Below are 19359 nucleotides of genomic sequence, written 5' to 3' on the forward strand. Positions count from 1 at the left end.
TCGAATTGACTATGAAGTCACTCAGTTACATTTGAGACTCTAAATTTGTTTGCGTTACTTAGTAAACTAAGCTTCGCTGTTAGAACTCAATCTGTACGAGTGCCCACACAGATGATTGCTTTATATTTTTAAAGAACGTTTGAGATACTTTCGCATCTCAAGGGCTGTGCATTCTACGCAAGCCGTTATTTTTGTCAACACTTAATTTTGAGAAAAGTTTATTTTTTCAAAGCTCAGTCTTACTTGACTCAACCAACTCGTCGTTTTGCTTTTTTGTAAGAAGTCCGCCGTGTCGGTGGATGCGCATTATAGGGAGATCCGAATTGAGATCAACTGTTTTTTGAAGTTTTTATGAAAAAAATGACTGTTCGCGCAAAATACGAACGAAACGGGCAAAAATAGCACTAAATTACTCGTATTATGGCTATTTAGGCAGTGTATTTTATAAATGAGCTTGTTTTTAAGTTGTAAAGAAGGTGATTTATCTATTAAGGAACGCGAATTGATCTTTATATGTGATCTTAATTGCTGGGTGCTAGGTGCTAGGTGCTAGGTGCTAGGTGCTAGGTGCTAGGTGCTAGGTGCTTCAAGATTGTATGGTAATGTTTGGGGTTGATAGAGCTGTTTTATTGGTAGTGAATTTTATAAAGTAAAAAGCCGAGCATAAGCTCGGCTTTTTGGTGTCTTTAAGACTTACTCTGCAGACTGCGCGTCTTCTTGAACTTCTTCGTTTGTCGCTGGGCGACCAACTAGTTCAATATAAGCCATTGGTGCATTATCACCAGCACGGAAGCCACACTTAAGAATACGAGTGTAACCACCAGGACGGTCTGTATTACGTGGACCGATTTCGCTGAATAATTTACCAACTACTTCATTATCACGCGTGCGAGCAAACGCTAAACGGCGGTTTGCTACACTGTCAGTCTTAGCCAGTGTGATTAAAGGTTCAATTACACGGCGCAACTCTTTAGCTTTAGGCAAAGTTGTTTTGATGATTTCATGTTTCACCAAAGAACCAGCCATGTTGCTGAACATCGCTTTGCGATGGCTGCTGTTACGGTTTAATTGACGACCACTCTTACGATGGCGCATGACCCTATCCTTCTAACTAAACTAATATAGTGATTTAGATTATTCAGCTAGGCTTGCAGGCGGCCAATTTTCTAGGCGCATACCTAGAGAAAGACCACGTGAAGCTAGCACGTCTTTAATTTCAGTTAGAGACTTCTTACCTAAGTTAGGTGTTTTAAGAAGCTCAACTTCAGTGCGCTGAACTAAATCACCGATATATTGAATTTGCTCGGCTTTCAAACAGTTTGCTGAACGTACTGTTAGCTCAAGATCATCAACTGGACGAAGCAGAATAGGATCGAATTCTGGCTTCTCTTCTTTCTCTTCTGGCTCAGTTACATCACGTAAATCTACGAATGCATCTAATTGCTCAGCTAAGATAGTAGACGCACGGCGGATCGCTTCTTCAGGATCTAAAGTGCCGTTTGTTTCCATATCAATGATTAACTTGTCTAAGTCTGTACGTTGCTCAACACGGGCTGATTCAACCGAGTACGCAATACGTTCAACTGGGCTGAATGATGCATCAAGCAGCAGACGACCAATTGGACGCTCATCGTCATCAGAGGATAAACGACTAGATGCCGGCACATAACCGCGACCGCGCTCAACACGAATACGCATGCTGATCTCGCTGCTATCTGTCGTAAGGTGACAGATAACGTGATCTGGGTTGGCAATTGTTACATCACCATCGTGCTGAATATCAGCCGCAGTCACAGGGCCTACACCAGATTTAGTCAGGGTCAGAAAAACTTCATCTTTGCCTTCTAAAGTTACTGCTAGACCTTTAAGGTTTAACAGAATTTCAATGATGTCTTCTTGTACGCCCTCTTTCGCGCTGTACTCATGCAATACACCGTCGATTTCTACTTCAGTTACTGCACATCCAGGCATAGATGATAACAGTATACGGCGTAAGGCATTACCCAAAGTGTGACCGAAGCCACGCTCTAATGGTTCTAAAACTACTTTAGAACGCGTTGGGTTGATAGCGTCGATATCGACTAACCTTGGTTTTAGGAATTCGGTAACAGAACCCTGCATTTTATCCTCTCTTAACTCTTAACTTTACTTAGAGTAAAGTTCGACGATTAGTTGTTCGTTAATGTCCGCAGACAGATCTGAACGCTCAGGTAGGCGCTTGAAGCTACCTTCCATTTTCTTACCGTCAACTTCAACCCAAGTCGGCTTTTCACGTTGCTCAGCCAACTCTAGAGCAGCGATGATACGTGCTTGTGTTTTTGACTTCTCACGAATTACAACAGTATCTTCTGGAGTAATTACGTATGAAGGGATGTTCACTACACGACCATTAACTAAAATCGCTTTGTGGCTTACTAACTGACGTGCTTCAGCGCGTGTGCTAGCAAAACCCATGCGATATACAACATTGTCTAAACGTTGCTCTAAAAGCTGTAACAAGTTTTCACCTGTATTACCTTTAAGGCGAGCAGCTTCTTTGTAGTAGTTACGGAATTGCTTTTCTAATACACCGTAGATACGACGTACTTTTTGCTTTTCACGTAGCTGTAAACCGTAATCAGATAAGCGACCTTTACGAGCGCCGTGCTGACCAGGTGCAGTCTCAAGTTTACACTTAGAGTCGATAGCTCTTACGCCGCTCTTAAGGAACAGGTCAGTACCTTCACGACGACTCAGCTTGAGCTTAGGGCCCAAATATCTTGCCATGTTATTTCTCCTAACCTATTGTTAAACGCGACGTTTCTTCGGTGGACGACAACCATTATGAGGGATTGGCGTCACGTCAGTGATGTTGGTGATACGGTAACCAGCAGCATTCAAAGCACGTACAGCAGATTCACGACCTGGACCTGGACCTTTGATGAAAACTTCTAGATTTTTTAAACCGTATTCTTGAGCAGCAGTACCTGCACGCTCTGCAGCAACCTGAGCCGCGAATGGAGTAGATTTACGTGAACCACGGAAACCTGAACCACCTGCTGTTGCCCAAGATAGTGCATTACCTTGACGGTCGGTAATTGTTACAATAGTGTTGTTGAAAGAAGCATGAACGTGAGCCATACCATCAGCAACTTGCTTTTTAACCTTCTTACGACGAATTGGTGCTTTAGCCATAATCTACCCCACCTTATTTCTTGATAGGCTTGCGAGGACCCTTACGAGTACGCGCGTTAGTCTTAGTACGTTGACCACGTAGTGGTAACGAACGACGGTGACGTAGGCCACGGAAACAACCAAGGTCCATAAGGCGCTTGATATTTAATGTAACTTCACGACGAAGGTCACCTTCTACAGTGTACTTGCCAACTGCTTCACGCAATACGTCAAGTGTTTCGTCTGAAAGTTCACCGATTTTTGTGGTCTCGGCGATACCAGTCGCTGCTAAGATTTCCTTAGAGCGAGTCTTACCTATGCCATAAATAGCAGTTAAACCGATAACTGCATGTTTATGATCAGGGACGTTAATGCCAGCGATACGGGCCACTAACACATCTCCTATATTTGAATTTGGTAATCATCTGTTTGAAAAGCCCGTAAGGATACTCAAACGAAGACCAAATCACAACTAAAAACACAGGCCGAGTGAATAACTCAGCCTGCACGACTGTTTAATTAGCCTTGCCTTTGCTTGTGCTTAGGCTCACTGCAAATTACGCGTACTACACCAGCACGTTTAATAACTTTACAGTTACGGCATATTTTCTTAACGGAAGCACGTACTTTCATTGCTCAACTCCGTAAAATGACCTTATCGACCGTAGCCTTTAAGGTTTGCTTTTTTCAGCACAGAATCATACTGATGTGACATCAGATGCGTCTGTACTTGTGCCATAAAGTCCATGATTACAACAACGATAATCAAAATTGATGTACCGCCGAAATAGAATGGCGTTTGCCATGCCATAGTCATGAATTCGGGCACCAGACAGATAAAGGTTATATACAAAGCACCTGCCAATGTCAGGCGTGTCATCACTTTATCAATGTATTTAGATGTCTGCTCACCTGGACGAATACCTGGGATAAATGCGCCAGATTTTTTCAGGTTATCTGCTGTTTCACGCGGGTTAAATACCAACGCGGTGTAGAAAAAGCAGAAGAAGATAATAGCCGCAGCTAAAACCATCGCATATAAAGGTTGACCTGGAGTCAACGTTGTAGCGATTGCTTGTAGCACATCAGCGACCGGACCTTCACCCTGGCCGAACCAGCTTGCAATTGTACCAGGGAACAGAATTATACTGCTAGCAAAGATTGGTGGAATAACACCCGCCATGTTTACTTTCAGTGGTAAGTGCGTGCTTTGAGCAGCAAATACCTGACGACCTTGTTGACGCTTTGCATAGTTAACGACGATACGACGTTGACCACGTTCAAAGAATACAACTAGGTAAGTAACAGCGAATACGATTACAGCAATCAATAACAGTACAAGTACATTCAGATCACCTTGGCGCGCCATTTCGGCTGTCGAACCAATAGCAGACGGCAGGTTAGCTACGATACCAACAAAAATCAGAACTGAGATACCGTTACCGATACCACGTTCTGTAATTTGTTCGCCCAACCACATTAGGAACATAGTACCAGTTACTAAACTCACTACAGCAGTGAAGTAGAAACCGATGCCTGGGTTAACAACTAACCCGTCCATCATGCCCGGTAAGCTGGTAGCAATACCGATTGATTGGATTGTAGCAAGCACAAGCGTGCCGTAGCGTGTGTACTGGCTAATTTTCTTACGCCCTTGCTCACCTTCTTTCTTAAGCTCTATAAACGGCGGATACATATGCGTTAATAGTTGCGTAATAATCGAAGCCGAGATGTACGGCATAATACCCAGTGCTAACACTGAAGCTCGCTCAAGCGCACCACCGCTGAACATGTTAAACATTTCAACAATGGTGCCCTTTTGTTGCTCGAAGAAATCGGCAAGTACAGCGGCGTCAATCCCAGGGATCGGCACGAATGAACCTAGACGGTAAATAATGATAGCACCTAATACAAATAGTAATCGACGCTTCAATTCCGAAAGCCCACTTTGTGCACTTTTCATATCTTGACCTGGTTTAGCCATTAGTACTTCCTTAGTCTTCTACCTTGCCTCCGGCAGCTTCGATAGCTTCGCGAGCACCTTTAGTCACTTTAAGACCTTTAACGGTAACTGCGCGTGAAACTTCGCCAGATTTAACTACTTTAACGAACTGGATGTTCTTTTTAACTAGACCAGCTGCTTGTAACGCGTTTACGTCTACTACATCGCCTTCAACTTTAGCGATTTCAAAAAGGTTAACTTCAGTAGATACTAATGATTTACGTGAAGTGAAACCAAATTTAGGTAGACGACGTTGCATAGGCATTTGACCGCCTTCGAAACCAACGCGAACTTTACCGCCAGAACGTGATTTTTGGCCTTTATGACCACGGCCACCAGTCTTACCAAGACCAGAACCAATACCACGACCTAGACGTTTCTTTTCAGTTTTTGCACCAGCAGCAGGTGAAAGTGTATTCAAATGCATCGAATTAACCCTCAACCTTTACCATGTAAGAAACTTGGTTAATCATACCACGCACACATGCTGTGTCTTCTAACTCAACAGTGTGATTGATACGACGTAGACCAAGACCGCGTAATGTAGCTTTATGCTTCGGTAAACGACCGATAGAGCTCTTTACTTGTGTTACTTTTACAGTTTTATTAGCCATGGTTTACCCCGTGATTTCGTCAACGCTAAGACCACGTTTAGCAGCGATTGACTCTGGAGAGTTCATGTTCTCTAGAGCAGCAATCGTTGCACGAACGATGTTGATCGGGTTAGTTGAACCGTATGCTTTTGACAATACGTTCTGTACACCAGTTACTTCTAGTACTGCACGCATCGCACCACCGGCGATGATACCTGTACCTTCAGAAGCAGGCTGCATGTATACTTTAGAACCCGCGTGGCGACCCTTGATTGGGTGCTGTAGCGTGTTACCGTTAAGGTCTACACTGATCATGTTGCGACGTGCTTTTTCCATTGCTTTTTGAATAGCAGCTGGAACTTCACGTGCTTTACCATAACCAAAACCTACTTTACCTGCGCCGTCACCAACTACTGTTAGTGCAGTGAAGCTAAAGATACGACCACCTTTAACCACTTTAGACACACGGTTTACCGCGATTAGCTTTTCAGCCAAATCAGGCTGTTGTTGCTTTGCTTCTACGTTAGCCATTGTCTACTCCTAGAATTGCAGACCGGCTTCACGCGCTGCATCAGCAAGCGCCTTCACACGGCCGTGATATTTAAAGCCACTGCGATCAAAAGCAATCTTTTCGATGCCTTTGTCAGCTGCACGTTCAGCAACCGCTTTACCAACTGCTTGAGCAGCTGCAACGTTACCTGTGCCTTTAACTGTTTCGCTAATTGCTTTTTCAACAGTAGAAGCAGCAGCCAGTACAGTACCCTCAGCAGTAACTACTTGAGCGTAAATGTGACGTGGCGTGCGGTGGATAACAAGACGCGTTGTGCCTTGTTCAATATAATTTCTACGAGTGCGTTTAGCACGACGTAGACGAGCTGTTTTTTTATCCATCGTCTTACCTTACTTCTTCTTAGCCTCTTTACGGCGTACATTCTCGTCCGCGTAACGAACACCTTTACCTTTATAAGGCTCAGGTTTACGGTATGCACGGATGTTAGCAGCTGTTTGACCAACTAACTGTTTGTCTACGCCCTTAACTAGAACTTCTGTTTGGCTTGGTGTTTCAATCGTAATACCTTCTGGTACTTCGAAATTCACTGGGTGTGAGAAACCAAGAGTTAAGTCTAATACTTTGCCCTTAGCTGCTGCACGGTAACCAACACCTACTAACTGAAGTTTCTTCTCGTAACCTTCATGCGTACCAACAACCATGTTGTTGATTAGAGCGCGAGCAGTACCTGCTTGTGCCCATGCATTAGCTACGCCTTCACGAGGTAAAGTTGTAATAACGTTGTCGTTAACTTGTACTTCAACAGCGTCGTTGATAGTACGAGTTAATTCACCGTTTTTGCCTTTAACTGTGATGTCCTGGCCTTTTAATGTAACTTCTACACCGGCAGGAACATTGATTGGTGCCTTTGCTATGCGAGACATAGTTCCCCTCCGATTAAGCTACAAAGCCAATGATCTCACCACCAACGCCGGCACTACGTGCTGCGCGGTCTGTCATTAGGCCTTTAGAAGTTGATACGATAGCGATACCAAGACCACCCATTACCTTTGGTAATTCGTCACGTTTCTTATAGATACGTAGACCAGGGCGGCTAACACGCTGGATATTTTCAATAACAGCTTTGCCTTCGAAATATTTTAAATCGATAGAAAGCTCAGGCTTCGCTTCACCGCTTACAGCGTAATCTGCGATATAACCTTCATCTTTTAATACTTTAGCTACTGCTACTTTCAGTTTTGAAGTTGGCATCGTTACTGATACTTTCTTCGCTGACTGACCGTTACGGATACGTGTAAACAAATCCGCAATAGGATCTTGCAAGCTCATAGTCTTACTCCCGTGATACTATTACCAGCTAGCCTTTTTAAGGCCAGGAATTTCACCGCGCATAGCTGCTTCGCGAACTTTGATACGGCTCATGCCGAATTTGCGAAGGTAACCATGTGGGCGGCCCGTAACGTTACAACGATTACGTTGACGCGAAGAGCTAGAATCACGTGGTAAAGCTTGTAGCTTTAATACCGCGTCCCAACGATCATCGTCAGATGTATTAACATCACTGATGATAGCTTTTAGTGCCGCACGCTTTTCAGCGAACTGAGCAACTAATTTCGCACGCTTTGCTTCGCGCGCTTTCATAGAATTCTTTGCCATAACCCTACCCTTATTTCTTGAATGGGAAGTTAAACGCTTCTAACAACGCACGGCCTTCATCATCTGTTTTCGCAGAAGTAGTGATTGTGATATCCATACCGCGAACACGGTCTACTTTATCATAATCGATTTCTGGGAAGATGATTTGCTCACGTACGCCCATGCTGTAGTTACCACGTCCATCAAAAGACTTAGCACTTACACCACGGAAGTCACGGATACGCGGGATAGCGATTGAAACCAAACGCTCAAAAAAGTCCCACATACGCTCGCCACGTAGGGTTACTTTACAACCAATTGGGTAACCTTCACGCACTTTGAAGCCAGCAACTGATTTGCGTGCTTTAGTGATTAGAGGTTTCTGACCAGAGATTGCTTCTAGATCCGCAACAGCGTTATCTAGGATCTTCTTGTCAGCTAGAGCTTCGCCCACACCCATGTTTAATGTGATCTTTTCGATCTGAGGGACTTGCATGACAGAGCTGAAACCAAACTTCTCTTGAAGCTCAGCAACTACTTTGTCTTTATATACTTCATGCAGTTTCGCCATCATTCTACTCCAACTATTAGATAGTTTTACCAGTAGATTTAAAGATACGTAATTTCTTACCATCTTCAATCTTGAAACCTACACGATCTGCTTTACCCGTTTCCGAGTTGTAGATCGCAACGTTTGATACGTCGATAGACGCTTCTTTCTCAACAATACCGCCAGCTTGGTTCAACTGAGGAACAGGCTTTTGGTGCTTCTTGATTAAGTTGATGCCTTCGACAAATACTCGACCAGATTCAGCAACAACTGAAAGCACTTTACCGCGCTTACCTTTGTCTTTGCCTGCTAGTACGATTACTTCGTCATCACGACGGATTTTTGCTGCCATGATAGACTCCTTATAGTACTTCTGGTGCTAGTGAAACGATTTTCATGAACTTTTCAGTACGAAGTTCACGAGTCACAGGGCCGAAGATACGAGTACCAATTGGCTGTAAGTTATCGTTTAAGATAACAGCCGCATTGCTATCGAAACGGATCAAAGAACCGTCCGGACGACGAACGCCTTTTTTAGTACGCACAACTACCGCGTTTTTAACATCACCTTTCTTCACTTTACCGCGAGGAATAGCTTCTTTTACAGAAACTTTGATGATATCGCCAACCGCTGCATAGCGACGGTGCGAACCGCCAAGGACTTTAATACACTGCACTTTGCGAGCGCCGCTGTTATCAGCAACGTCCAGCTGAGTTTGCATTTGGATCATGTTAATGACCTCCGGTGTAGAAATTACAACACGCCTTAATTTTGTTTAAAATCAAGACATTTCGGTTAAATTCCACTCAAAAAACAAGCAAGTTGTCTCTTAAGGGCGGGCAATTGTAGCAGCAATGGCAAGGAAGTGGTAGGTTATTTTTTAATTAATTTGGAATTAATCGTAATGCCTGCATTGAGGAATTACAGCAGCTTGCTGTAATGTTATTGATTATAAAACAAACAGGGCGCAAATGCGCCCTGTTTTTGACTTTAATTAAATTTTTATTAATTACCAAATAGACCTTTTAATTTGTCTTTAATTTTATCTTTGGCTTTTTCTTTGACTTCTTCTTTAGCCGCATCACTGACATCTAAGCTATAACCAACATCATGGAATGGGCCTTTGATACGCAGTGGAATTTTAAAGCCTGTACTATCATCGGTCGTGCCTTGCCCTTCGATTGAATCAACAATCCCCGTTACCAAGCGATAGTCTACATTCGTCATAGGTAAATCAACTTTACCTGAGCCTGTAATGCGAATAAGCGGGCTAAGTAGTGACAAGTCTTTATTTTCACCAACACCGTTAGTGAATACAAAACTGCCCTGCAATGCTGAGAAGTCTGTTTGCTGTGAGTTATCAAAGCCAGTATCTAAACCTTCTGATACTGCGCTTAAGTTACCTTTGATAAGCTCTTTTGCTTTACGAACCATCTCTGCAATGTTGGCCCCTTTTACCGCACCATCAGCAAACTCAAAGCCTAACTTACCATTTAAAGCATTGATAAAGCTCTTTTGGCTTTGACCTGTGGTCGTTAGATCCCAATTTAAAGAGCCTTTACCCATTAACTTATCGAAACCTGCCGCATCGGTTAGTAATGGCTGCGCATCAATTTTATCTAAAGAAAAGTTAGTACTAATTTTATAAGGTGTTTGCTTGGCGTTAACGGTTATCACACCGTTACCATTGCCCTCATAAGCAACAAACTTGTCTAGACTGATTTTAGCCACGGCATTTCTTAGGTTCACCGTTAACTGGTTTTCACCAAGGGTAATATCATTTGCTTTTAAGCCACTTGAACGCACGACTACATTTGCATCAAGTGCATTTAAGCCGCTCATATCAATTGCAGTATCATCCCAAACAATTGGCTGTGCTGGCGCATCTGCTGCAGGCTCTGCTTGTTCTTCTTTAGCTACGCCCTCTGGTAGGTAAGGGTTTAGATCAAGCATACCTAAATCAATATCGGCATTCATAGCTAAACGATCACCAAGCTTAATATCGCTTTTACCTTTAATTTGCAGCTCATCTAGGGTGGCAAGTAGCTCAGTAAGCTTAAACTGTTGTCCTTTTAGGTGCATTGAACCCTTTACATTAAAGGCATTAAACGCATTTTCTTTTGCATTAAGCTCAACACCTTGCCAGCTCGCAATGTTTTTAACAGAGTCACCACTGACAGAAAGAAGCCCTTGCACGTCATTACCCATTTCTGCAATTGCACCTTTAAAATTCAAATCGACTAAGCGTGAATCAACCTCAGTGCTGACATTAAAGGTTTCGCCTTCAATCGCTTTAACAGGTGTATCTAGCGTGACATCTAAATCAAAACGCTCACCCATATAGGTAATACCGCCTTTTAATTCTAAGGTCTTGCGAAGAGAAGGTAGTAAGATGGCTAACTCTAAATCGCTTATCTGTTGCTTTGCTCCGGTTTTACCATCTAGATAAGTGAAAGTACCACCGTAGATTGCCACTTCACCAAGTTCGATATCAAAGTTATCTGGTAATTTAACAGCGCCAGAACTCTTTTGCTGCTCGGTCTGTGGTTGCTCAGCAACCGCATCAAATAATTGCCAGTTTGCTTTACCATTTTTATCGGTTTCTAACAAAATTGTTGGTTCGTTAATAACGAATTTATCAAGCTTAAACTCACCGCCAAACAATGACATCCACGGGATACGGATAGCAAGTTGCTGCATGCTTGCCATATCTTTTTGCGAGCCAGTTTGCATATTGGCAAAGTGCACATCATTCAATTCGAGTTTTAATGATGGAAATACCGACAGCTTTTTATCGCCATTAATAGTCAGACTACGACCTGTGGTTTGCTCTACTTGCTCCGATACTTTATTAAATATCGCGTCTGTAGGTATTAGGAATGGTGCAGCGACTACCAATGCAATCAGTAATACGAAGATGACACCAACGATTTTCAGTAAGGTTTTCATAATCATCCTTAAAAATGGGCAAACAATGTTCATATCATAGCGGGAGTTAGGCGCAATTGCATTGCCCAACACATAAAAAGGTTTGTAAACAAGCTTAGGTACAAGAATATGAATCAGCGCTGAAACTTTTTGATACCTATAGGTTACAAAAATCCCTTGGCCGCTTTATACCCTCGGTGGTTATCGCGTTAAAAATCGCTGCTCACTTTGAACTCAGTGTTGAGCAATTATTTACACTCGATGACAATGATTAATAAACCATGTCAGTCGCAATCTTACTTATAAAGTATCAGTAAGATTGCATCATTTCATTACTTCGGTATGATGCACGACCCTGTTGTTTTTGCACCCTGTGTACTAAAATTAAACAACCCAATTTGGTCAAAACTGGAGTATCGATTAAGCATGAAGAAACTGCTTATTTCACCGTCAAAAATGGCGCTTGGCGAGCAAGAAAGTCAAATTTATCAAAATATCCTCAAGCAAGCCTCTGATATCAGCTTAAACCTTATGGCAGTTAAAGTAGAAAACCACCCTGAAGACTTTTTAGGTTGGTGCTATGAGCTATTAAGTGCAAGCCGTGATCGCATTAACTACGATCTGTTAGAAGATAAGCAATTACCCACTCTTAAAAAACTTCATGACTTATTAATTTCTGCAATCAGTTTTTTGCAGTTAAAAACATTAAGGGTTGCGCCATGGCCTGTTATTGCAGGCTTCATCGAGCAGCATAAAGAGCTTGTAGCCCTTGATGAGCAATTACGCTTAACTAATTACATTGCTGCAATTAAATCGCAATCCCTAAAAGAGATGATCCCAGAAGACCGTTTAGCGTTTTCAGGTAAACACAGTGCCTCGCTTGATCCAAGCAGCTATAACTTCGACGTTGAATGGTTTGCTTCTACTAAGAACGCAAAAGGTTTCCACCAAATGTTGAGTGATTTACCAGGTGCGTTCGATGAGGCGCTTGTACACATTCCACTTGAGGGTGAAGTAACGCAAGAACATTATCAGCATTTTATGGTTGCTTACTTCATGGCATTTAATGGCAGCGATGAAAAGCCAACGCTTGCTCCTGCTACTCGCTTGCTTGCGATGCGCCGACCTGACGTGTTTACACCAATCGTAAATAGTAAACTTGATGCCCTTTGTGCGGCATTAGGCATTACTAAGCTTAATAACCGTGATTTTGAGCGCTACTGGCAAGATGTTGTCGAAGCAATACATAGCATGCCTTGGTTCAAAATGGCCAGTGCAGCAAATGAGCTTGAACAATCTCTGGTTGAAATCAAAGCCCTATTGCCTAGCTTCTTTTATTATGCAGATAAAAGTACCGCTGATAACTCTAACTATATTAAGTTGTTAAACAAACCTAAGAGTACCACAAGCTCAGCAGGTAAAAAGACCGTACGCCGTGGCAAAGAATCAGCAGAGATACTGGTGGACCGAGCATTAGCAAGTGATGATATCCCTGAACATATCAAAGCTAAGCGCGATTCAATCATCAGTGAAGTTGAAAAAGGCCGCAGTGTTGAAGAAACCATTACTCTAATGCGTGCAATTTTCGGCTAAGTTACTCTCAAATAAGCAAAACCCGGTTGCTTCGCAATTGTGCAACCGGGTTATTTTTTGCACCACACATGTGCGCATGAACAATTCAAATAACCATCCTTTTCACAATTAAAAAAGTTTAAAAGCCTGTTTTTAAAGCCTTTAAGCATAAAATATCCCGTTCGAAATTAACTTGGCACAACCAGTGCAATATCGTATCCAGACAACACATAGAAAATGTCCTCAAATAATAACCAGACTGCAATCTGAAAATGGGACAAAATCAACATAACAACAGGATACAGAAACATGCTAAAACTAAAAAAAACGGTCGCAGCAAGCGCCCTTGCGCTATTAACTTTGAGCTCAACATATAGCTATGCAGAAGTCACAGCAAACGCTGCGGCAACTTCAAACTACTTATGGCGTGGTCAAGAACAAACCGGCGGTGATGCTGCAATCCAAGGTGGTATCGACTACGCAAGTGAATCTGGCTTTTATGCGGGCACTTGGGTATCGAATGCTAGCTGGGCTGACGACATGACTTACGAGCTAGACCTTTATGCTGGTTTTGGCGGTGAAATCAATGAAACCTTTAGCTACGATGTTGGCTACATTTATTATGCATACCCAGATGCAGCATCTTATACAGATGCAGACTTCTCTGAAATCTACGGTAGCATTAGCATGGGTAGCTTCACCTTTGGTGCAGCAGTCCTAGCAACATCAGCAGCAAGCGGTGACGGTACAGATTTTGGTGACTCTCTATATTTAAATGCTGACTACAGTTTCCCAGTTGGCAGTACCGGTGCAGAAATGGCCCTTCACTTAGGTCATTACTCAGGGGATTTCATTGGTGATGATGACATCATCGACTACGGTGTTTCAGTGTCGAAAGACGGCTTTACTTTCGGTCTTTCAGACAACGACATCGATGGTTCAGATGTAAAAGTGTATGTCGCTTACGCGGTTGACTTCACTTTATAAAAAATGTGTTACTTGCTGCAACACGAAGGGCCGTTAAGGCCCTTTTCTCGTTTTGGGCTATATATTAAGGCACACTATGCCCGGTTGAGCCTTGCCAAATGCGATACCATTGTTCACGGTTCATTGTAAGCTGCTTAGCGTCAACCGCTGATTTAACACGCTCAATATTACCCGTACCAAGTACCACAGACGGTGCACTTGGGTGCATTAACAGCCAAGCATAAACAACTTGATCAATGGCTGTGGCGCCAATTTCAGCACCAACCTGCTCCAACACTGTACGTAAACACACCGCTTTTTCATCATCACTTGAGAATATACGACCCCCAGCTAATGGCGACCAAAGCATAGGTTTGATATCGAGCAATTGGCATTGGTCTAAGCTACCATCATCAAGGGCTTTCATTTCGTAAGGTGAAAACTCAATTTGATTAGTCACAAGCTCAAAGTCTAAACGCGACTGCAACAAGCTAAATTGCGATGGGGTAAAATTAGATACACCAAAATCAATCACGTCACCATTTGCTTTTAGGGTATTAAATGCTTGTGCCATTTCATCGGCATTCATTAAGTAATCAGGGCGATGGATAAGTAATACATCTAAACGATCAGTATTGAAGTTTTTAAGTGACTGCTGTGCTGAGGCAATTATATGCGCGGCACTTGAATCATAATGGTTTGCTTTGCCTTGCAATCCTAGGCTTGCAAACGCAGGCTTGATACCACATTTAGTGATTATTTTGATTTCATCACGAATACTTGGTTTTAGTTTAAGTGCTTTACCAAATTCGGCTTCACAACCGTATTCACCGTAGATGTCAGCATGATCAGTATGTGAAACTCCCATATCGATTGCATTTTCTAAAAAACTTAAGCATTGCTGTGGCGTTATCTGCCAATCTAGCAAGCGCCAGAACCCTAATACCAACTCATCAATACAATGACCATTGCTATTCACCATAACGACCTACTATTCCTAATAAATTCGACTCAAATTAATCTTTTAACCATATCACAGATTTACTAATCACAGCTGTTAACATACAGTTACAAAACAAATTGCTAATTTGTTACTAAACAGGATATTTTAGTACCTAAAAACAAATGTTATAAAACAAGGAATAAATAATGAAATCATCAAATGTCATGACCGCATTGGTTGATATTTTTATCAGCCCGAGCAAAGCCTTTAATGGCTTAAAAGAAGCAAAAGGTTGGTCTTTTGTTGCCTTTATTTTACTTGCCGGCATCCTCGCTGCCAGCATGTTTGCTTTTTACAATAAAGCTGACCCGCAGTTTTTAATCGATCAACAAGTGGCTGCAGCCAGTGTTGATGCCACCATTGCAGAACAAAAAATGATTCGCCAAAGCATGGAGCAAACCATAGATATGCAAGTGTGGTTTGCTATATTTGGTGGCATCATTGGTTTGGCTGTTATTAATGCTCTAATGGCAGGCTACTACCTATTTGTATCTAAGCAAGATCCAGAAGCTAACTACGGTTATGGTGCGTGGTATGGCTTTGGTGTGTGGACCATGATGCCAATGATTATCTCAAGTCTTGGTTTACTCATCTTAGTATTAACTGCGAGTACCGACCAAATCTCACAGACGTTATTTAACTATGCTTCGATTAACCAACTTTTAATTGGTTTAGAAATTGGCCACCCATTTTACACCTTACTTGAAAGTCTCAATATCTTTTCTATTTGGGGTATTTTCATCGCAGCTATCGGTTTAAAGAGCTGGACTAATTTCACTTTCAATAAAGCGCTACTGTTTGCAGCTCTACCAAGTATTGTTATTTACGGTATTTGGACTGTAATCGCGCTCGTTTAATTCTGCTTTGAGCGGCAATATGCCGCTCTTAACTACCAAGGAAGTAACATGAAAAAAGCCATTATTATTGGCCTCGCTGTTACGGCATTTGTCGCTTTACTAGTATCAAAACAAGTCACAGGCAATAAAGAAGCGCCAGAAATGCATATTGCAGAAGTTGAACAAGGCAATATTGCCGATTCAATTTTAGCCTCTGGCAACCTAGTCTTTAACACCCAAGTGCAACTGCGCTCAGAAGTGACAGGCCGTGTAGCGAAAGTGTTTGTAGAGGAAGGTGAAAGTGTCACTGAGGGCGATATTCTTATGCGCCTAGATACGACCGCGTTTGAATCTGAAGTTGCACGCAACAAGGCCGTGCTTCGCGCGACCGAAATCGATATTAAGCATAGCGAAACCCGATTGAAAAATATCGAGCGTCAACTAAGCCGCCAGAAAGAGCTTTATGAAGTGGGCCTTGCTGGCCAAGAGGTATATGAAAACCTACAAAATGCCCGCGATTTAGCAAAAATAGATATTGAAGCAAAACGTGAAGCGTACAACCAAGCCCAAGCATCGTTATTGATTGCTGAAGACCGTTTAAATAAAAGCGTGTTTCGCGCTCCAATGAGTGGCCTACTTGCTTCGGTCAATATTAAAGAAGGTGAAACCGTTATTGCGGGAACAACTAACATTATTGGCTCAGACCTGATGTTAGTAGCAGACCCCAGCGCAATATTAGCCGAGCTTCGAGTGGATGAGACCGATATTGCCGGTATCAAATTAGACCAACATGCAGATATTTATGCCGCCGCTTACCCAAATCAACCTTTCACTGGCAAAGTAATAAACATTGGCACATCAGCAAAGAATCAAGCCGGTTCTCAGGGCTTATCATTTAAAGTCAAAGTACTGCTTGATGCTACTGACCGCCAGCTTTATGCCGGAATGAGCTGCCGCGCAGAAATCGCCACAAGCATTGCCGAAAATGGCTTAAAACTGCCTATTGAAGCTATTCAAAAAGAGGATGATAGCTACTTTGTCTGGAAGCTTAATGCAGATAATACAGTAACTAAAACAGCGGTAACGGTAGGTATTTCTTCAGATATAGAGCAAGCACTAACCAGCGGTGTTGTTAAAGGAGATCGTATTGTTATAGGCCCAGCTAGACCACTTAGCTCACTAAAAGAGGGTGATACGGTAACCGTTAAAAACAGCCCTGAAAAAGGTGCTAACTAATGTCTGCGGTGATCAAACTCAGTAATATCAATAAACAATACAAAATGGGCGAACAAGTTTTCAAAGCCCTTGATGATATTAATATTGAAATTGCGCAAAATGAGTATGTTGCCATCATTGGCCCTTCAGGCTCAGGTAAATCAACCCTGATGAACTTGCTTGGCTGTTTAGATACTCCCACCAGTGGTGATTACTATTTAAAAGATAAGTTAGTAAAGCGCATGACCGAAACGGAGCTTGCTCATCAGCGTAATGAAAGTGTTGGCTTTATTTTTCAAAGCTTTAACTTATTACCACGAGCATCCGCCCTTGAAAATGTTATGCAGCCTTTAGTGTATCGATTTATTTCTGCCAAAGAGCGAAAGCAACAAGCGCTCGAATCATTACAACGGGTTGGTCTTGGCGATAAGGTAAATCACCTTTCGAGCCAGCTTTCTGGTGGCCAACGTCAACGTGTCGCTATAGCTCGCGCACTGGTTACTAAGCCCCACATTCTACTTGGTGATGAGCCTACCGGTAACTTAGATAGTAAAACCACCACTGAAATCATGGCGCTGTTTGATGAGCTTCATAACGAAGGGCACACCATTATTTTGGTTACTCATGAACAAGATATTGCTGATCACTGCCAACGTGTTATTCGCTTAGTTGATGGCAAGGTTGTTAGTGATACCCGTAAAGGCGAAGGAACAAGACAACATGTTTAAATCTGCTATCGCTGTAATGGAAGGTACAAAAGCCGCACTGATGGCAATTAAAGCCAATGCGATGCGCAGTGCCCTTACCTGCTTAGGCATTATTATTGGTGTTGCAGCGGTTGTGACCGTGGTGGCAGTGATGCAAGGGTTTACCAAGCAAATTAATGATCAGCTTGCTGATATGTCTCCCGATGTCACCAATATAAAACCTTACACTAGCGTAGAAAAAGAAATGGTAGGTCAACAAGCAAAGTTAACCTACAGCGACTTTTTAACTCTAAAAGCACGCGTAAAAGAAGCCGAAACCTTTACTGCGCTAATGTTTACTTGGCGCTTTTCTGGTGCAGCAGAGTATGGCAATAAAAGTCATGCTTCACGGGTAATGGGCACCGAGCAAGACTACCAAAAAGCTTATCGCACCTACCCAGAACTCGGGCGGTTTATTCGCGCAGAAGATGATGAAAAGCGCCGTCGAGTGGCGTTTATTGGTCCTTCAATTATCGAAAAGCTTAACCTGCCTGAAAACCCTGTAGGTGAATATATCAAACTCGGTGGTGAGTGGTTTCGCATTATTGGTGTTGCTGAAAAACAAGGTAGTTTATTAGGTTTTGACCAAGACGATTACATTAATATTCCGATAAGTACCATGAGTGCGCTAGAAGGCGGCAGTGTTGATACCAATGTACAAATGATGTTTCGTTTGAAAGACGATGCTAACGAAGCGCAAGTACTGGCTAAAATTCGCCGTATCTTACGTCAATTACATAAACTGAAAGACGGTGAAGATGACGACTTTGAATTTGAAACCGCCGAAAAAGCCCGTGCTAATATCGATAAATTTACCGGAAGTGCTACCGCAATTACCGCGGGGATAGTGGGTATCAGCCTGGTAGTTGGTGGTATCGGAGTGATGAATATCATGCTGGTTTCGGTAACAGAACGTACGCGTGTGATCGGCACCTTGAAAGCATTAGGGGCAACACCTGGCTTTATTATGCTGCAATTTTTAGTTGAAGCGGTGGTGCTATCACTGTTTGGTGGTTTAATTGGTTTAGCGATTGGTTATGGTGCTGCGGCACTGATTTCGTTATCAGTGCCGAGCATGCCAGATGCCTACATACCGGGTTGGGCGATTATGCTGTCATTTGGCTTTACTTCATTGATTGGTATTGTATTTGGCTTAGCGCCTGCTATTAAAGCGGCACGCTTAAACCCAATTGATGCGCTGCGTTATGAATAACTAGTCTGGCTTATAAGGTACTTGAGCGCAGCTTATTTCAACTGTTTTCGGGTACCAAATAGGCCCAACTTGGTTTACTGCAACTTCAGCTAAGCCATTGGTGAACGACTTATAAGTGTGAACGGTTTGCCATTCGGAATCAGGACACTCCTCAGATAAGTCGACAGGCTTTGAACCTTCGTAAAGCGCTGCGGCAAAGTTATGATGCCATTGCTCTGTTGCAGGCGCTTTATTGGCTTGTGCAGCACTGCCATTATCAAAGTAGATATTTGTGCAACCACTTAAGGTTGCTACTAACACAGTTGTTACTAGTACTTCATCACACAAGTTCTGACTAGTTGAGGGCACCATAGGCCCTCTGAAGTTTTTCACGAGCTAATTCAACATTAAACATCCAGTTTATACTTGTTCTTTCTTTATTCCTGCTCCATTCCC

General features: G+C 42.6%; 26 protein-coding genes and 1 pseudogene. 7 read left to right on the plus strand and 20 right to left on the minus strand.

Annotated features, from left to right (window positions below; translation table 11 throughout):
• Window positions 1-693 precede the first annotated feature (693 nt).
• The 18 genes from rplQ to ABMY41_RS18685 all read right to left on the minus strand — a co-directional run bounded on the left by rplQ (window position 694) and on the right by ABMY41_RS18685 (window position 11394).
• Window positions 694-1095: a 50S ribosomal protein L17 gene (gene rplQ, locus ABMY41_RS18600; protein WP_004589197.1), complete on the minus strand. Its 402-nt coding sequence runs from the start codon at window positions 1093-1095 to the stop codon at window positions 694-696.
• 39 nt (window positions 1096-1134) lie between these two features.
• On the minus strand, window positions 1135-2121 hold the full coding sequence (gene rpoA / locus ABMY41_RS18605) for a DNA-directed RNA polymerase subunit alpha (RefSeq protein WP_004589198.1): 987 nt from the start codon (window positions 2119-2121) through the stop codon (window positions 1135-1137).
• 24 nt (window positions 2122-2145) lie between these two features.
• The gene (rpsD, locus tag ABMY41_RS18610) at window positions 2146-2766 is read right to left on the minus strand and encodes a 30S ribosomal protein S4 (protein WP_036974007.1); all 621 of its coding nucleotides are present in this window, start codon (window positions 2764-2766) and stop codon (window positions 2146-2148) included.
• A 21-nt stretch (window positions 2767-2787) separates the two neighbouring features.
• Window positions 2788-3174: a 30S ribosomal protein S11 gene (rpsK, locus tag ABMY41_RS18615; protein WP_036974009.1), complete on the minus strand. Its 387-nt coding sequence runs from the start codon at window positions 3172-3174 to the stop codon at window positions 2788-2790.
• A 13-nt stretch (window positions 3175-3187) separates the two neighbouring features.
• Window positions 3188-3544 carry a 30S ribosomal protein S13 gene (gene rpsM, locus ABMY41_RS18620; protein WP_054562818.1) on the minus strand — a complete coding sequence of 119 codons (357 nt, stop codon included), beginning with the start codon at window positions 3542-3544 and terminating at the stop codon, window positions 3188-3190.
• Window positions 3545-3672: 128 nt separating this feature from the next.
• A complete protein-coding gene (gene rpmJ, locus ABMY41_RS18625) occupies window positions 3673-3786 on the minus strand; it encodes a 50S ribosomal protein L36 (RefSeq protein WP_002959476.1) in 114 nt (37 codons plus the stop codon).
• A gap of 22 nt (window positions 3787-3808) precedes the next feature.
• Window positions 3809-5137, minus strand: a complete 1329-nt coding sequence (secY, locus tag ABMY41_RS18630) for a preprotein translocase subunit SecY (protein ID WP_036974013.1) — start codon at window positions 5135-5137, stop codon at window positions 3809-3811.
• A 10-nt stretch (window positions 5138-5147) separates the two neighbouring features.
• Complete coding sequence (rplO, locus tag ABMY41_RS18635; RefSeq protein ID WP_054554386.1) at window positions 5148-5582, minus strand: 50S ribosomal protein L15; 435 nt, start codon at window positions 5580-5582, stop codon at window positions 5148-5150.
• A gap of 4 nt (window positions 5583-5586) precedes the next feature.
• A complete protein-coding gene (gene rpmD / locus ABMY41_RS18640; protein ID WP_016710201.1) occupies window positions 5587-5769 on the minus strand; it encodes a 50S ribosomal protein L30 in 183 nt (60 codons plus the stop codon).
• Between the two features lie 3 nt (window positions 5770-5772).
• Complete coding sequence (rpsE, locus tag ABMY41_RS18645; protein ID WP_036974018.1) at window positions 5773-6279, minus strand: 30S ribosomal protein S5; 507 nt, start codon at window positions 6277-6279, stop codon at window positions 5773-5775.
• A 9-nt stretch (window positions 6280-6288) separates the two neighbouring features.
• The gene (gene rplR, locus ABMY41_RS18650) at window positions 6289-6639 is read right to left on the minus strand and encodes a 50S ribosomal protein L18 (protein WP_036974021.1); all 351 of its coding nucleotides are present in this window, start codon (window positions 6637-6639) and stop codon (window positions 6289-6291) included.
• Between the two features lie 9 nt (window positions 6640-6648).
• Entirely contained in the window at window positions 6649-7182 is a 534-nt protein-coding gene (rplF, locus tag ABMY41_RS18655; protein WP_054554387.1) for a 50S ribosomal protein L6, read from the minus strand.
• A gap of 13 nt (window positions 7183-7195) precedes the next feature.
• On the minus strand, window positions 7196-7588 hold the full coding sequence (gene rpsH / locus ABMY41_RS18660; RefSeq protein WP_054554388.1) for a 30S ribosomal protein S8: 393 nt from the start codon (window positions 7586-7588) through the stop codon (window positions 7196-7198).
• A gap of 21 nt (window positions 7589-7609) precedes the next feature.
• Window positions 7610-7915: a 30S ribosomal protein S14 gene (gene rpsN / locus ABMY41_RS18665; protein ID WP_054554389.1), complete on the minus strand. Its 306-nt coding sequence runs from the start codon at window positions 7913-7915 to the stop codon at window positions 7610-7612.
• A 10-nt stretch (window positions 7916-7925) separates the two neighbouring features.
• Window positions 7926-8465: a 50S ribosomal protein L5 gene (gene rplE / locus ABMY41_RS18670; protein WP_054554390.1), complete on the minus strand. Its 540-nt coding sequence runs from the start codon at window positions 8463-8465 to the stop codon at window positions 7926-7928.
• Between the two features lie 16 nt (window positions 8466-8481).
• Entirely contained in the window at window positions 8482-8796 is a 315-nt protein-coding gene (rplX, locus tag ABMY41_RS18675; RefSeq protein WP_054554391.1) for a 50S ribosomal protein L24, read from the minus strand.
• 10 nt (window positions 8797-8806) lie between these two features.
• The gene (gene rplN / locus ABMY41_RS18680; RefSeq protein ID WP_010378257.1) at window positions 8807-9175 is read right to left on the minus strand and encodes a 50S ribosomal protein L14; all 369 of its coding nucleotides are present in this window, start codon (window positions 9173-9175) and stop codon (window positions 8807-8809) included.
• A gap of 275 nt (window positions 9176-9450) precedes the next feature.
• Window positions 9451-11394 carry an AsmA family protein gene (locus ABMY41_RS18685; protein WP_349275855.1) on the minus strand — a complete coding sequence of 648 codons (1944 nt, stop codon included), beginning with the start codon at window positions 11392-11394 and terminating at the stop codon, window positions 9451-9453.
• Between the two features lie 161 nt (window positions 11395-11555).
• Here ABMY41_RS18685 and ABMY41_RS18690 point away from each other — a divergent pair.
• The 3 genes and pseudogenes from ABMY41_RS18690 to ABMY41_RS18700 all read left to right on the plus strand — a co-directional run.
• Window positions 11556-11648: pseudogene (locus ABMY41_RS18690) on the plus strand (transcriptional regulator); the annotation flags it as partial.
• Between the two features lie 151 nt (window positions 11649-11799).
• Window positions 11800-12966, plus strand: a complete 1167-nt coding sequence (locus ABMY41_RS18695; protein ID WP_251604000.1) for a hypothetical protein — start codon at window positions 11800-11802, stop codon at window positions 12964-12966.
• A gap of 288 nt (window positions 12967-13254) precedes the next feature.
• Window positions 13255-13932 (plus strand): TorF family putative porin, encoded by a 678-nt coding sequence (locus ABMY41_RS18700; protein ID WP_130049946.1) that lies wholly within the window; start codon window positions 13255-13257, stop codon window positions 13930-13932.
• A gap of 64 nt (window positions 13933-13996) precedes the next feature.
• On the opposite strand, the gene ABMY41_RS18705 is transcribed toward ABMY41_RS18700, so the two are convergent.
• Window positions 13997-14893: an aldo/keto reductase gene (locus tag ABMY41_RS18705; RefSeq protein ID WP_349275858.1), complete on the minus strand. Its 897-nt coding sequence runs from the start codon at window positions 14891-14893 to the stop codon at window positions 13997-13999.
• A gap of 167 nt (window positions 14894-15060) precedes the next feature.
• On the opposite strand from ABMY41_RS18705, the gene ABMY41_RS18710 reads away from it, so the two are divergent.
• Genes ABMY41_RS18710 through ABMY41_RS18725 form a run of 4 tightly spaced genes read left to right on the plus strand, consistent with a single transcriptional unit; the run spans window position 15061 to window position 18924 of the window.
• Window positions 15061-15771 carry a YIP1 family protein gene (locus ABMY41_RS18710; RefSeq protein WP_058586182.1) on the plus strand — a complete coding sequence of 237 codons (711 nt, stop codon included), beginning with the start codon at window positions 15061-15063 and terminating at the stop codon, window positions 15769-15771.
• A 48-nt stretch (window positions 15772-15819) separates the two neighbouring features.
• Window positions 15820-16986, plus strand: coding sequence for an efflux RND transporter periplasmic adaptor subunit (locus ABMY41_RS18715; protein WP_289096855.1), 1167 nt, complete (start codon window positions 15820-15822; stop codon window positions 16984-16986).
• Window positions 16986-17693, plus strand: a complete 708-nt coding sequence (locus tag ABMY41_RS18720; protein ID WP_054562823.1) for an ABC transporter ATP-binding protein — start codon at window positions 16986-16988, stop codon at window positions 17691-17693. Before ABMY41_RS18715 ends, ABMY41_RS18720 begins: the two co-directional genes overlap by 1 nt.
• Entirely contained in the window at window positions 17686-18924 is a 1239-nt protein-coding gene (locus ABMY41_RS18725) for an ABC transporter permease (RefSeq protein WP_058586180.1), read from the plus strand. The genes ABMY41_RS18720 and ABMY41_RS18725 overlap by 8 nt, the downstream gene beginning before the upstream one ends.
• Here the strand turns inward: ABMY41_RS18725 and ABMY41_RS18730 are convergent, their stop codons facing one another.
• Entirely contained in the window at window positions 18925-19275 is a 351-nt protein-coding gene (locus ABMY41_RS18730) for a hypothetical protein (protein ID WP_349275861.1), read from the minus strand. It abuts the gene before it with no gap.
• Between the last annotated feature and the right edge of the window lie 84 nt (window positions 19276-19359).

The sequence above is a fragment of the Pseudoalteromonas sp. BZA4 genome (assembly GCF_040104395.1).
Lineage (GTDB): Bacteria > Pseudomonadota > Gammaproteobacteria > Enterobacterales > Alteromonadaceae > Pseudoalteromonas.

Bases quoted from the DNA above. Each gene is read 5' to 3' on its own strand.
- rplQ (WP_004589197.1), bottom strand. From the start codon at position 1,095: ATGCGCCATCGTAAGAGTGGTCGTCAATTAAACCGTAACAGCAGCCAT.
- rpoA (WP_004589198.1), bottom strand. From the start codon at position 2,121: ATGCAGGGTTCTGTTACCGAATTCCTAAAACCAAGGTTAGTCGATATC.
- rpsD (WP_036974007.1), bottom strand. From the start codon at position 2,766: ATGGCAAGATATTTGGGCCCTAAGCTCAAGCTGAGTCGTCGTGAAGGT.
- rpsK (WP_036974009.1), bottom strand. From the start codon at position 3,174: ATGGCTAAAGCACCAATTCGTCGTAAGAAGGTTAAAAAGCAAGTTGCT.
- rpmJ (WP_002959476.1), bottom strand. From the start codon at position 3,786: ATGAAAGTACGTGCTTCCGTTAAGAAAATATGCCGTAACTGTAAAGTT.
- secY (WP_036974013.1), bottom strand. From the start codon at position 5,137: ATGGCTAAACCAGGTCAAGATATGAAAAGTGCACAAAGTGGGCTTTCG.
- rplO (WP_054554386.1), bottom strand. From the start codon at position 5,582: ATGCATTTGAATACACTTTCACCTGCTGCTGGTGCAAAAACTGAAAAG.
- rpmD (WP_016710201.1), bottom strand. From the start codon at position 5,769: ATGGCTAATAAAACTGTAAAAGTAACACAAGTAAAGAGCTCTATCGGT.
- rpsE (WP_036974018.1), bottom strand. From the start codon at position 6,279: ATGGCTAACGTAGAAGCAAAGCAACAACAGCCTGATTTGGCTGAAAAG.
- rplR (WP_036974021.1), bottom strand. From the start codon at position 6,639: ATGGATAAAAAAACAGCTCGTCTACGTCGTGCTAAACGCACTCGTAGA.
- rplF (WP_054554387.1), bottom strand. From the start codon at position 7,182: ATGTCTCGCATAGCAAAGGCACCAATCAATGTTCCTGCCGGTGTAGAA.
- rpsH (WP_054554388.1), bottom strand. From the start codon at position 7,588: ATGAGCTTGCAAGATCCTATTGCGGATTTGTTTACACGTATCCGTAAC.
- rpsN (WP_054554389.1), bottom strand. From the start codon at position 7,915: ATGGCAAAGAATTCTATGAAAGCGCGCGAAGCAAAGCGTGCGAAATTA.
- rplE (WP_054554390.1), bottom strand. From the start codon at position 8,465: ATGGCGAAACTGCATGAAGTATATAAAGACAAAGTAGTTGCTGAGCTT.
- rplX (WP_054554391.1), bottom strand. From the start codon at position 8,796: ATGGCAGCAAAAATCCGTCGTGATGACGAAGTAATCGTACTAGCAGGC.
- rplN (WP_010378257.1), bottom strand. From the start codon at position 9,175: ATGATCCAAATGCAAACTCAGCTGGACGTTGCTGATAACAGCGGCGCT.
- ABMY41_RS18685 (WP_349275855.1), bottom strand. From the start codon at position 11,394: ATGAAAACCTTACTGAAAATCGTTGGTGTCATCTTCGTATTACTGATT.
- ABMY41_RS18695 (WP_251604000.1), top strand. From the start codon at position 11,800: ATGAAGAAACTGCTTATTTCACCGTCAAAAATGGCGCTTGGCGAGCAA.
- ABMY41_RS18700 (WP_130049946.1), top strand. From the start codon at position 13,255: ATGCTAAAACTAAAAAAAACGGTCGCAGCAAGCGCCCTTGCGCTATTA.
- ABMY41_RS18705 (WP_349275858.1), bottom strand. From the start codon at position 14,893: ATGGTGAATAGCAATGGTCATTGTATTGATGAGTTGGTATTAGGGTTC.
- ABMY41_RS18710 (WP_058586182.1), top strand. From the start codon at position 15,061: ATGAAATCATCAAATGTCATGACCGCATTGGTTGATATTTTTATCAGC.
- ABMY41_RS18715 (WP_289096855.1), top strand. From the start codon at position 15,820: ATGAAAAAAGCCATTATTATTGGCCTCGCTGTTACGGCATTTGTCGCT.
- ABMY41_RS18720 (WP_054562823.1), top strand. From the start codon at position 16,986: ATGTCTGCGGTGATCAAACTCAGTAATATCAATAAACAATACAAAATG.
- ABMY41_RS18725 (WP_058586180.1), top strand. From the start codon at position 17,686: ATGTTTAAATCTGCTATCGCTGTAATGGAAGGTACAAAAGCCGCACTG.
- ABMY41_RS18730 (WP_349275861.1), bottom strand. From the start codon at position 19,275: ATGGTGCCCTCAACTAGTCAGAACTTGTGTGATGAAGTACTAGTAACA.